Below are 12,113 nucleotides of genomic sequence, written 5' to 3'. Positions count from 1 at the left end.
CGCCGACGGCGGTCGCGTCCGGGTCGTCCGCGGCCGGGCGGACCACGGTCGCCTCGGCGTCGGTGGGGTCCGCAGGCCCGGCGGCGGCCTCGGGGGCCGCGGGGTCGGCGGAGCGCACGACCGTGGCCGCGGTCTCCGGCTCGGCCGCGGTCGCGGGGTCGACCTCGGGCGCGGCCTCGGTCCGGGTCTCGGCCGCCTCCGGCTCGGCCGGGGTCACGACCGTCGAGTCGACGTCGCCCTCCGGCTCGGCCGGGCGGACGGCCGTCGCCTCGAGATCGGCGTCGCCCTCGGCCTCCGCGGGGCGGACGGCGGTCGCGTCGACGTCGGCGCCGCTCTCGACGGGCCGCACGACCGTCGCGTCGGGGTCGTCGGCCGCAGGCTCGTCCGCGGTCTCGCCGGTCTCGTCGGGCTCGTCGGGCTCGCCGGGCTCGTCCGCGGTCTCGCCGGTCTCGTCGGGCTCGTCGGGCTCGCCGGGCTCGTCGGCCGCAGGTTCGTCCGCGGCCTCGTCGCGCTCGTCAGCCGGGGCCGCCGCATCGGTCTCGTCCCCGGGCGCCTCGCCGGAGGCGTCGTCACCGGTCGGGGTGCCGTCGCCGGCGGCCTCCTCCTGCGCGGGGTCGTCGTGCCCCGCCTGCTCGGCCTCGGGCGCGGCGACGACCTCGGTCTGCTCGGTCGCGCCCTCGGGCGGCTCCACGACCTGGGTGCTGTCGGTGCTCTCAGCGCCCGGCTCGGCGTCGCCGCCGGTCGGCTGCTGCGGGGGTGACGCAGTGTCCTTGACGGACCGGCGAAAGATCATGGTTCGGCTACTCCCTGCGAGCCACCCCACGTGGCCCCCCTGTCAGCGGATTCTAGCGGCGCACCCCGGTGCGCGATCAGGCGCCCCACGGCTCGAGCCTGCCCTCGACGTGGAGGATCGCGCCACGCTCGTCCGGGTGCGTGCCCGTGGCGAGCACCTCCCCGATGACGACGTCGTGGGTCCCGGCCTCGACCACCTCGGTGGTGCGCGCCTCCAACCAGGCCGTCGACGCGTCGAGGATGGCCGCGTCGCTGGTCTCGCCGCGTCGGTGCGGGATGCTGACCAGCTGCCCGATGAGCGGGCGCCCGGGCTCGCTCAGCCACGTCGCGGCCGAGCGGCCGCGCGCGGACAGCACGCTCGCGGCCCAGAGCCGCCCGGGCCCGACCTCCTCGCGCAGCCGCGCGTCCTGGTGCACGGCGAACAGCACCAGTGGCGGCTCCAGGGACACCGACACCAGCGACGTCGCAGTGATCGCGACGTCGTACGGTCCCGAGCGTGCGGCGATCACCGACACGCCGGAGGCGAGCCGCGCCATGGTGCGCCGCAGGTCGGGCGTCGTCACCGCTCCGCCATCCAGCGCCGCGGCACCAGCGCCGGCCCGAGCGCCGCGGCCACCATCGAGCCGACGATCCAGGCGACGCCGATCGACTCCCCCGTGACCAGCAGGTCGCCGCCCGGGCGGACGTAGGTCAGCACCAGCACGGCAGCGATCGTCGCGACCGCGAAGGCCAGCTGCCCGGCACGCTCCACGAACGTGCGGGCGAGCACACCGGCGGCCACGACCAGCAGCAGCGCCGTCACCATGCCCCACGGCGGCGAGACGCGGTGGAAGGCGGTGCCGAGCGCCCCGGCGGCGACGCCGAGGACGGCGGAGAACGCCGTCATCGACGGGCGGTACCAGGCACCCTCGCCGCGCTCCGGCTCGGACCCGTCGAGCAGGGCGCCGAGGGCGTCGCGCAGCCGGCCGGGGTCGCCCCAGCCCGGGGCGACGCGCAGCCACGCGCCGCGCAGCACCGGCTGCAGCAGGCCGTTGCTGAGCGCGAACCAGCCGGCCGCGGGGCCCGTGACCTCGGCGGGGTCGACCAGGTGGACCGCCTGCACCTGGCTGCGGTGCGCACGCATCGCGTCCGCGAGCGCCGGCAGCCGCTCGGTGACGTCGACCTGGACGTCGACGGCGTCGTCGGGCACGACGATCGAGGGCAGCGGCGCGTCGGGCTCGGCGACCGTGAGCGCACCGGTCTCGCCGGTGGTGGGCCTGTCGGTCCGGCCGCGCAGCCACTCCTGCGCGACGCGCACGGCCGAGACCGGCCGCACCAGCCACGCGACGAACGGGGGCGGCTCCGCGGCGCGCGCGACGGCGGCCATCGTCACCTCGTGGGCACGGCGGTGGTCGGGGTGGCCGTAGCCGCCCTCGGGCTCGTCGACGAGCACGAGGTCGGGACGGACGTCGTCGAGGACCGCGGTCAGGGCGGCCACCGAGCGCTCCAGCGGCGCGACGCTGAAGGCGTCGGGGCCGGCGTCCGCGGCCGGCAGCGCCCGGACCAGCCGGGCGTCGTCGTCCCACCGCATGCCGGAGTCGACCAGGCGCGGGCCGCCGTCGACCTCGTCGAGGAAGCGGTGGTCGGCGATGCCGAGCGCGTCCAGCGCGCGGCGGAGCTCGCCGACGCGGTGATCCGCGAGCGCGTCGGGGTCGTCGGCGAGGTGGGCCAGGTCGGCGCCGATGACCTCGCCACGCTCCCCACGGGTACAGGTCACGAGCGTGACCGGGCAGTGCGCGGCCAGCTCGGCGAGCAGCGCCCCCGCCGTGAGCGTCTCGTCGTCGGGGTGCGCCACGACGACCAGGACACGCCTGATCGCCGGTGCCTCGGCGCGGGCGTCCGAACCCGCCGGGTCGGCGGTCTCGGGGCCGTGGTCGACGCTCATGTGGCTCCTAGGCGCGGCGCGCCCGCGCGGCCGCCTTCGACCGCTCGTTGGTGTCCAGGATCACCTTGCGGATGCGGATCGCCTCGGGGGTGACCTCGACGCACTCGTCCTCGCGGGCGAACTCCAGCGACTCCTCGAGCGTCAGCGTCCGAGGCGGGGTCAGGTTCTCGAACGACTCCGCCGTCGAGGAGCGGATGTTGTTGAGCTTCTTCTCCTTGGTGATGTTGACGTCCATGTCGTCACCACGGGAGTTCTCCCCCACGACCTGACCCTCGTACACCTCCGACGTGGGCTGCACGAAGAAGCTGCCGCGCTCCTGCAGCGCGAGCATCGCGAACGGCGTGGCCACACCGGCGCGGTCGGCGACCAGCGAACCAGTGGTGCGGAACTCGATCGGACCCGCCCAGGGCTCGTAGCCCTCGGCGATCGACGACGCGATGCCGGTGCCCCGGGTCTCGGTGAGGAACCGGGTGCGGAACCCGATGAGGCCGCGGGCCGGGACGACGAACTCCATCCGCACCCAGCCGGTGCCGTGGTTGCTCATCGTCTCCATGCGGCCCTTGCGCTGGGCGAGCAGCTGGGTGACGGCGCCGAGGTGCTCCTCGGGCACGTCGATCGTCATGCGCTCCATCGGCTCGTGCAGCTTGCCGTCGATCTCGCGGGTGACGACCTGCGGCTTGCCGACGGTCAGCTCGAACCCCTCGCGCCGCATCTGCTCGACGAGGATCGCCAGCGCGAGCTCGCCACGGCCCTGCACCTCCCACGCGTCGGGCCGGTCGGTGGGCAGCACGCGCAGCGACACGTTGCCGATCAGCTCGCGGTCGAGCCGGTCCTTCACCTGCCGCGCTGTGACCTTCGCGCCCTTGACACGACCGGCGAGCGGCGAGGTGTTGATCCCGATCGTCATCGAGATCGCGGGGTCGTCGACCGTGATGAGCGGCAGCGGGCGAGGGTCGTCGGGGTCGACGAGCGACTCACCGATCGTGATGTCCTCGATGCCGGCGACGGCGACGATGTCGCCCGGGCCGGCCTCGGCAGCGGGCACGCGGTCGAGCGCGACGGTGCGCAGCAGCTCGGTCACCCGCACGTTGGTGAGGCTGCCGTCGCGGCGCGCCCACGCGACGGTCTGGCCCTTGCGCAGCGTGCCGTTGAACACGCGCAGCAGCGCCAGCCGGCCGAGGAACGGGGAGGCGTCGAGGTTGGTGACGTGCGCCTGCAGCGGCGCGCCCTCGTCGAAGGTGGGCGCCGGGATACGGTCGAGGATCGTCGCGAACAGCGGCTCGAGGTCGGGGTTGTCGGGCAGCTCGCCGTCGGCCGGCTGCGTCACCGAGGCACGCCCGGCACGCGCCGAGGCGTAGACGACCGGCAGGTCGAGGACGGCGTCGAGGTCGATCGGCTCGCCCTCGACCTCCTCCTCCATGAGGTCCGAGGCCAGCCCGAGCAGCAGGTCGGTGGTCTCCGCGACGACCTCCGAGATCCGGGAGTCCGGACGGTCGACCTTGTTGACGACGAGCACCACCGGCAGCCGCGCCGCGAGCGCCTTGCGCAGCACGAAGCGGGTCTGCGGGAGCGGGCCCTCGGAGGCGTCGACGAGCAGCACGACGCCGTCGACCATCGACAGCCCGCGCTCCACCTCGCCGCCGAAGTCGGCGTGCCCCGGGGTGTCGATGACGTTGATCGTGATCTCGGGGTGGCCGTGCCGCGCGGCCGACGGACCCGAGTAGGCGACCGCGGTGTTCTTCGCGAGGATCGTGATGCCCTTCTCACGCTCCAGGTCGCCGGAGTCCATCGCACGCTCGTCGACGCTGTCGTGCTCGCCGAAGGCGCCGGACTGCCACAGCATCGCGTCCACGAGCGTGGTCTTGCCGTGGTCGACGTGCGCGACGATCGCGACGTTGCGCAGGTCGGTGCGCGAGCTCATAAGAGTTCCTTCGGGGCGTGAGGGCAGGTCCGGGCGCCGGTCGGCACGGGACGTGAGCCGGAGGGCACGCGCAAGCGTCGCACGCCCGGGCGGGCCCGCGAAATACTAAGCGATCACGGCAGGTGTGGGCTCAGACACCCATCGGGCCGCCCTGCACGGGCCGGTCGTCGGTCTCGATGTGCTGCGTCTCCACCTCGAGCTCCTCCTCGGCCGCCAGCTCCGCGGCCGCTGCCTCGAGCAGGGCGTCGCGGCGCTCGCGCCGCAGCCGCTGCTCGTCGGGGTCCGGCACCGGCACCGCGGCGATCAGCCGCTGCGTGTACGGGTCCTTCGGGCTCTGCACGACCTGTGCGGACGAACCGATCTCGACCAGCTTGCCGTGGTGCATGACCGCGATCCGGCTGGAGAGCATCTCGACGACCGCGAGGTCGTGGCTGATGAACAGGCACGCGAAGCCGTGCTCGCGCTGCAGCTCGGTGAACAGCTCGAGCACCTTGGCCTGCACCGACACGTCCAGCGCCGAGGTCGGCTCGTCGGCCACCAGCAGCTTCGGCTCCAGGCTGAGCGCTCGCGCGATGCCGACGCGCTGGCGCTGGCCGCCCGACAGCTCGTGCGGGTAGCGGTTGCGCATCGAGCGCGGCAGCTCCACCTGGTCGAGCAGCTCCTCGACGCGCTTGTCGAGCTCGGCGCCCTTGATGCCGGTGTGAAGGAACAGCGGCTCGCCGATCGACTCGCCGATCGGCAGCCGCGGGTTCAGCGAGGAGCCCGGGTCCTGGAACACGATGCCGATCTGCTTGCGCAGCGGCATCAGGTCGGCCTGGGTGGCGCCGACCATGTCGACGCCGGCGATCTCGAGCTTGCCCTCGGTCACCGGCAGCAGACCGACGACGGCGCGGCCGATCGTCGTCTTGCCGGAGCCCGACTCGCCCACGAGACCGACGACCTCGCCCGCGTTGATCGTCAGCGAGACGCCGTCGACGGCGCGGAACGCCGGCGTGCGGCCGCGCCGCGGGTACTCGATCACCATGTCCTCGGCGACCATCACCGGCTCCCCCATCGGGGTGTCGCCGCCGTGCTCCATCTCGTGCTGGCTGATCTGCACGGTGCTCTGCGCGCCGAGGTGCGGCACCGCCGCGAGCAGCTGCTTGGTGTACGGGTGCTTGGCGTTGCTGAAGATCTCCTTCGCGTTGCCGGTCTCGACGATCCGACCGCGCCGCATGACGACGATCCGGTCCGCCATGTCGGCCACGACGCCCATGTCGTGGGTGATGAGCACGATGCCGGAGTCGATGCGGGTGCGCAGGTCGCGCATCAGCTTGAGGATCTCCGCCTGCACCGTGACGTCCAGGGCCGTCGTCGGCTCGTCGGCGATGAGCAGGCGAGGGTCGCACGACAGCGACTGCGCGATCATCGCGCGCTGCCGCTGGCCGCCCGAGAGCTGGTGCGGGTAGGCGTGGAAGCGGGTCTCCGGGTCGGGCATCTCGACGAGCCGCAGCAGCTCCAGCGCCCGCTCGGTCGCGGCCGCCGGACCCATGTCGAAGTGGGTGCGCAGCGTCTCGACGATCTGGAACCCGATGCTGTAGACGGGGTTCAGCGCCGTCATCGGCTCCTGGAAGATCACCGCGATGTCGTGGCCGCGCACCCGGCGCAGCCGCCGCGGCGACATCCCGATCAGCTCGTTGCCGTCGAGCTTCGCGCTGCCGCTCGCGCGGCCGTTGGGCGGCAGCAGGCCGAGCAGCGACATCGACGACTGGCTCTTGCCGGACCCGGACTCGCCCACGATCGCGAGCACCTCGCCGGGCCGCACGTCGTAGGTGACGTCGATCGCCGCCGGGAACCACTCGCCCTCGACGTAGAAGTCCACGCAGAGGTCGCGGACCTGGAGGATCGGCTCGCGCTCGCCGCGCTCGACGGGCTTGTCTTCGGTCGGTGCAGGTGCGCTCACAGCTGCTCACCTCTCGTTCGGGTGGTGTCCGACGCCGGGGTCGCCGACGCCGTGCGGACGATCATGGGTGCGATCGGGGATGGGACGATGTGGGCATGAGCAGCCCGCAGACCTTCCGGTCGCGCCCGGCCCAGGGCCTCGCGGTCCTGACGGCGGTCGTGGGCGTGGCCGCCCTGGCCGCCTTCGTGCGCGAGAGCGGGCCGACGGCGCTCCTCACCACGCTGGCACCGGTCGCCCTCGTGGTGGCGGCCGGCTGGGCGCTGTTCTGGAACCCACGCGCGGAGGTCTCCGACGACGGCGTCACGCTGGTCAACGTGGTGCGCACCGTGCACGTGCCCTGGAGCCGGTTCGCGCACGCCGACACCCGCTGGGCGCTCAGCGTGACGACCACGCAGGACCTCACCTACACCTCGTGGGCGGTGCCCGCGGGCAGCGGCTTCGCCGCGCGCATGGTGCCCAGCCGGCAGCAGCACGGCGAGTGGGCCCCCGCCCAGCGCAAGCTGGCCTCGACGGGGACCGCCGAGGCGGCCGCGCTGGAGATCGCCGAACGGGTGCGCACCCGGCGTCACCGCGGCGAGGGTGACGTCGTCGTGACCGCCAACCGCCGTGTGCTCGCGGTGCTCGGCGGTCTCGCGGTGCTCGCAGCGCTCAGCGTCGCGCTGACCTGAGCGACCCCGCCCGACCGGCTGGCTCACGCCGTCGCCCGTGCCGCGACGCGCGCGGCCCGCCGGTCGGCGCGCGCCATCTTGCGAGCCGACGGGATCTTCTTCTGGCGCGGGTCGAACGCGTCGCGCAGACCGTCGCCGATGAAGTTGATGCAGAGGGCGATGAGGATGATGAACAGGCCCGGCCACCAGAACAGCCACGGGCGGGTGTTGAACGCGCCCTGGTAGTCGTTGATCATCTGGCCCAGCGACACGTTCGGCTGCTGGATGCCGAACCCGAGGTAGGACAGCGCGGTCTCGAGCAGGATCGCCGAGCTCATGAGCAGCGTGACGCTGACGATGATGACGCCGATCGCGTTCGGCAGCATGTGCTTGAAGATGATGCGCGTCGTGCTGGCGCCGGCGACGCGGGCGGCGTCGACGAACTCACGCTCGCGCAGCGACAGGAAGTCACCGCGCACCAGACGGGCCAGACCGGTCCACGACACCGCACCCAGCGCGAGCGCCAGCGGGATCGGGTCGGCCGCACCGAGCTTCTTGCCGAGCACCGCACCGATCACGATGACCGGCAGCGTGATGATGAGGTCGGTGAACCGCATGAGGACGGTGTCGACCTTGCCGCGGAAGAAGCCCGAGAACGCACCGATCAGGGTGCCGACGAGGGTCGCCACGGCGCCGATCACCGCCATCACGATGAGCGACGTCTGCACGCCCTTCATGGTGCGCGCGAAGATGTCGCGCCCGATCTCGTCCTGACCGAACGGGTGCTCGCCGATCGCGAAGCCCGCCGAGTCCCACGGCCACGTGAGCGTCGGGGCCCCGCGCGGGTTGAGGATGGGGTTGAGCTGCGTGTGGCTGTACTGCCACCAGCCCGGGATCCGGATCGGCCCGAGCGTGAAGCCGATCGAGGTGATCGCAAGGACCGCGGTGAGGATCAGGACGACCAGCCCGATCATGGCGCCCGTGTGCCGGAAGAACCGGCGCCGGACGATCTGGCCCTGGGACAGCCCCTCGACCTCGCGGAGCTCGATCGCGTTCTCCGCCTGGGTGTCGTCCACCACGTCGTCGTCGGCCGCCGTGGTGGCGGCCGTCATCGACGGGTTGAGCGAGCCGGTGCTGGTCTCCCCGGTCTCGAAGGGGTCGTCGTTGCGCTCGTTGCTCATGCGAGGTCCTCTCCGAGTGCGTCGGAAGGGCTGGTCGGAGCCGCGCTCCGCAGGGTGGTCATGCGTTCACCCGGATCCTGGGGTCGAGGGCGGCGTACAGCAGGTCGGCCACGATGTTCGCGAGGATCGCGAGGAACGCGACGATCACGAGGTAGGCCATCACCGGGTCGATGTCGTCCGCGCCCAGGTTGGCGATGAACAGCTGCCCCATGCCCGGCCGGCTGAAGATCCGTTCGGTGATCAGTGCGCCACCGATGAGGCCGATGATGTCGACCGGCACGATCGAGGCGAGCGGGATCAGCGAGTTGCGGAACCCGTGCCGCATGACGACGGTGCGCTCGTTGATGCCCTTGGCGCGGGCCGTCCGGATGTAGTCCTGGTTCATCACCTCGAGCATGGAGCCGCGCGAGAACCGGGTGTAGCCGGCGAACGAGATCAGCATGAGCGCCAGCGACGGCAGGATGAGGTGGGTGTAGCCGTCGAGCACCTGCACCCAGAAGTTGCCGCCGAGGTTCGGGGCACGGTCACCGATCGTCTGGATCGGGCGGTTGTTGATCGCCGGCGCGGACATGTAGGCCGGCCAGTAGCTGAGCACCTTGTCGAGGAAGATCAGTCCGGCGATGAGGAAGGCCGTGATGCCACCGGTGCGCGCGGACTGCTTCCAGTCCGGTCCGCGCCAGGCCCAGCCGATCCCCATGCCGACGGCGATCGCCAGCAGGCCGAGCAGCGCGGCCAGGCCGTAGCTCATCGACGGCGTCAGCATCGAGAACAGGTAGTACCGGACCGGGATGTAGAGCACGAGGCCGAGCACCACGCAGGTGAGCGCGGTGTACAGCGAGCGCCGGTTGCGCAGACCCGTCGACAGCGTCGTCACGGTGACCGCGATGCCCAGCGAGGTCAGGGTGAGCAGCACCCAGTCGAGCCGCGGCTGCAGCCACCAGTTGGTGACCTGCATGTAGACGAGGACGAGGGCGACCGTGAGCGCGGCGATCACACCGTGGATCGCACGACGCTTGGCGCCGCCACCCACAGCGAGCTGCCACAGGAAGCCGGCGACCAGCGAGATCCCGACGATGACGGCGGGGGCGATGACGGGGTCGACCAGGAAGTCGTTGAAGCCGATCGCACCCCACTGCTTGAGCAGCACCGCCACCCAGAACGAGGGCAGCGAGAACATGAGGAACGCGAAGAACGTGATCAGGTAGTCGAAGCTCGAGTACTGCCGCAGCGCGGAGACGATGCCGACGGCGACGCCGAGCACGATCGCGGCGACGGTCGCGAACGAGACCAGCTGGATCGTCGAGATGATCGCGGTGCCGAGCAGGTCGGAGACCGACCGCCCGGTCCGCCAGGCCACGCCCAGGTCACCGGTGACGAAGGCGAACAGCCAGTCGATGTAGCGCTCCCACGGCGGAGCGTCGAGGTTGAGCATCTCGATGCGCTGCTCCATCTGCAGGGGCGCGCTCGGGTCGGTGCTCGTGCGGAGGTCGGAGAGCGGGTCGATCGTGAAGTCGACCAGCATGTAGAAGACGAACGACGCCACGAGCAGCAGGGCGAGCCCCACGAGCGTGCGGCGAACGATGAAGATCAGCATGAACGGGCTACCTCGCAGTCCACGGTGACGGGCCCGAGTCCGGAGTGTAGGCGAACCACGCGGTGCGTGGTCTCACCAGACGGACGCGTGCCCGGGCTGGGCGGGAAGCGACAAGGGGGGCGCCGGAGTCGTCCGGCGCCCCCACTCGTCGTTTCAGTCGGTCAGACCGAGCCGGTGGCTCAGCCCTCCTCGCCCGGGTCCTCGGCGGTGTCGCCGGTGGTGCCCCAGTTCCAGAACCCGTAGAACACGGTCGGGGAGATCGTGATCGGGTCGATACCGGTCACCGTGTTGCGGTAGGCCGTCACCGACGGGAACTGGAAGATGGTCACGCCGAAGGCGTCGTTGACCAGGTGCGCCTCGATCTCGCCGAGCAGACGCTCCTGCTCCGCGGGGTCGGTCTCGACGCTGAGCTGGTCCTGCAGCTCGTCAACCTCGGGGTTGGAGTACCCGTAGAAGTTGTTGATCTGCCCGGTGCCGTAGTTGGCGTTACCGGCGGTCACAGCGGTGCTGGTGGACTGCCAGCCGAACAGGGCCGCGTCGTACTGGTCGGTCGCGGAGTCGAGCATCGAGCCCCAGTCGTCGCTCGAGGCGTCGACGAGGTTGAACAGACCGCTCTGGTTGAACGCCTCGGCCATGATCGCGTACTGCTGCTGGCGACGGGCGTTGCTCGCGCCGAACAGGATGCGGACGTCGACCGGCGTCTCGACACCGGCCTCCTCCATGAGCGCCTCGGCGCCGGCCACGTCGTTCTCCAGCGGGAAGGCCTCGGCCTGACCGTTGGCGGCGACCACGCCGTCGTACATCGGCGAGCCGGGCACGACGTTGTAGGACTGGCGGACCTCAGCCTCGGGGTTCAGCGGCTTGATCAGCTTGTCGACGATCTCCTGGCGCGGGATCAGCTTCAGGAACGCCTGGCGGACCTTGAGCGCGGTCTCCTCGTCGCCACCGTAGGTCTCCGGGTCGAACGGCCCACCGTTGGTGAACTGGAGGTCGACGTGCTCGTAGGTGCCGTCGATACCGGTGAGGACGGTGTAGCCGTCGCCGAGGCCGTTGAGGGCCTCCACGAGGTCGGCGGTGGCCTGCGGGGCCATCACGTCGATCTCACCGTTCTCGAGCGCGAGCACCTGCTGCATCGGGTCCTCGTTGTAGCGGACCGTGATGCGCTCGACCGACGCGGCGTGCGAGCCGGTGAAGTCCTCGCGAGCCTGGAGCGTCACGTACTGGCCGGCGACCATCTCGACGAGCTCGTAGGCGCCGTTGGACAGGTACAGCGACTTGTCCTCGGGGAGCGAGTCACCGAACGCGAAGCCCTCGTTCCAGAACTTCGAGATCGCGGCGAGCGCCTCGGTGTCCTCGTTCTCGAAGGCGTCCTTGACGGCCTGCTTGGCCTCGGCCGGGTCCTCGATGTCCAGGGCGTGCATCGCGACGACGTGCGCGGGGACGGCCGCACCGGTGAGGTTGACCTCCCAGTCGGCGTAGTTGACGTCGTAGGTGGCGGTCAGCGTCTTGTTGTCCTCGGACAGCTCGACGTCACCGATGTAACCGACGGTGGCGCTGGTGCCGTTGAAGTAGACGTTGGAGTCGACCTCGTCCTGGTTGGTGACGTTGCCCTCGTCGTCGTACTCGATCTCCTCGTCACCGATGGTGTTGAAGTGACCGCTCGTGGCGCCCCACTGCAGCAGGAGGTCGACCGCGTCCACAGGCGTGCCGTCCGACCACTTGTTGTCGTCGGCGAAGGTGTACTCGACTGTCAGCGGGTCCTCGTTGATGACCTCGTAGGTGCCGAAGTCCTCGTTCTGGACGAGGTTCAGCTCAGGGTCGTAGTAGTTGAACGACTCCTGGATGAGGTACAGGATGTTCGCGTTCGCCGTGGCGTTACCGGTCGCCGAGCTCGTGTTGTACTCGTAGAACGGCTGGTTCCAGCCCACGGTGACCGCGGTGTCGGTCTGGATACCGCTGTCGTCGCCGCCGGTGCCGGTGTCGCCGCCCTCGTCCGGGGGTGTGCACGCGGAGACGGCGAGCGCCGCCGCTGCGGCTCCCGCAACGAAGGCGGTAAGGCGCCTGATCTTCAATGTTCCTCCTAGGAACGGCCTGGATGCTGCCCGTCCCGGA

The 12,113-nt window shown here is 71.3% G+C and carries 8 protein-coding genes and 1 pseudogene; 1 reads left to right on the top strand and 8 read right to left on the bottom strand.

Annotated elements, in window-relative coordinates; all coding sequences use genetic code 11:
• From GPA02_RS16890 to GPA02_RS16870, 5 genes and pseudogenes are all read right to left on the bottom strand, one after another.
• Positions 1-793, bottom strand: a pseudogene (locus GPA02_RS16890) (hypothetical protein); the annotation flags it as partial.
• Between the two features lie 76 nt (positions 794-869).
• The gene (locus GPA02_RS16885; RefSeq protein WP_156201614.1) at positions 870-1,355 is read right to left on the bottom strand and encodes a flavin reductase family protein; all 486 of its coding nucleotides are present in this window, start codon (positions 1,353-1,355) and stop codon (positions 870-872) included.
• Positions 1,352-2,716, bottom strand: a complete 1,365-nt coding sequence (locus tag GPA02_RS16880) for a PIG-L family deacetylase (RefSeq protein ID WP_156201613.1) — start codon at positions 2,714-2,716, stop codon at positions 1,352-1,354. Before GPA02_RS16880 ends, GPA02_RS16885 begins: the two co-directional genes overlap by 4 nt.
• A 7-nt stretch (positions 2,717-2,723) precedes the next feature.
• Positions 2,724-4,637 (bottom strand): translational GTPase TypA, encoded by a 1,914-nt coding sequence (typA, locus tag GPA02_RS16875; protein ID WP_156201612.1) that lies wholly within the window; start codon positions 4,635-4,637, stop codon positions 2,724-2,726.
• 130 nt (positions 4,638-4,767) lie between these two features.
• Positions 4,768-6,579 carry an ABC transporter ATP-binding protein gene (locus tag GPA02_RS16870; RefSeq protein WP_156201611.1) on the bottom strand — a complete coding sequence of 604 codons (1,812 nt, stop codon included), beginning with the start codon at positions 6,577-6,579 and terminating at the stop codon, positions 4,768-4,770.
• A gap of 95 nt (positions 6,580-6,674) precedes the next feature.
• Between GPA02_RS16870 and GPA02_RS16865 the strand changes: the two genes are divergently transcribed.
• Positions 6,675-7,247: a PH domain-containing protein gene (locus GPA02_RS16865; RefSeq protein WP_156201610.1), complete on the top strand. Its 573-nt coding sequence runs from the start codon at positions 6,675-6,677 to the stop codon at positions 7,245-7,247.
• Between the two features lie 23 nt (positions 7,248-7,270).
• On the opposite strand, the gene GPA02_RS16860 is transcribed toward GPA02_RS16865, so the two are convergent.
• From GPA02_RS16860 to GPA02_RS16850, 3 genes are all read right to left on the bottom strand, one after another.
• On the bottom strand, positions 7,271-8,338 hold the full coding sequence (locus GPA02_RS16860; RefSeq protein WP_156201617.1) for an ABC transporter permease: 1,068 nt from the start codon (positions 8,336-8,338) through the stop codon (positions 7,271-7,273).
• Positions 8,339-8,465: 127 nt separating this feature from the next.
• Complete coding sequence (locus tag GPA02_RS16855) at positions 8,466-10,001, bottom strand: ABC transporter permease (protein WP_156201609.1); 1,536 nt, start codon at positions 9,999-10,001, stop codon at positions 8,466-8,468.
• A 179-nt stretch (positions 10,002-10,180) separates the two neighbouring features.
• Positions 10,181-12,073 carry an ABC transporter family substrate-binding protein gene (locus tag GPA02_RS16850; protein ID WP_240134110.1) on the bottom strand — a complete coding sequence of 631 codons (1,893 nt, stop codon included), beginning with the start codon at positions 12,071-12,073 and terminating at the stop codon, positions 10,181-10,183.
• Between the last annotated feature and the right edge of the window lie 40 nt (positions 12,074-12,113).

Origin of the sequence: Actinotalea caeni (assembly GCF_009733795.1) — a bacterium.
GTDB classification, from domain to species: domain Bacteria; phylum Actinomycetota; class Actinomycetes; order Actinomycetales; family Beutenbergiaceae; genus Pseudactinotalea; species Pseudactinotalea caeni.
This window is presented reverse-complemented; position numbering and strand designations above follow the sequence as displayed.

Bases quoted from the DNA above. Each gene is read 5' to 3' on its own strand.
- GPA02_RS16880 (WP_156201613.1), bottom strand. From the start codon at position 2,716: ATGAGCGTCGACCACGGCCCCGAGACCGCCGACCCGGCGGGTTCGGAC.
- GPA02_RS16865 (WP_156201610.1), top strand. From the start codon at position 6,675: ATGAGCAGCCCGCAGACCTTCCGGTCGCGCCCGGCCCAGGGCCTCGCG.
- GPA02_RS16855 (WP_156201609.1), bottom strand. From the start codon at position 10,001: ATGCTGATCTTCATCGTTCGCCGCACGCTCGTGGGGCTCGCCCTGCTG.
- typA (WP_156201612.1), bottom strand. From the start codon at position 4,637: ATGAGCTCGCGCACCGACCTGCGCAACGTCGCGATCGTCGCGCACGTC.
- GPA02_RS16860 (WP_156201617.1), bottom strand. From the start codon at position 8,338: ATGACGGCCGCCACCACGGCGGCCGACGACGACGTGGTGGACGACACC.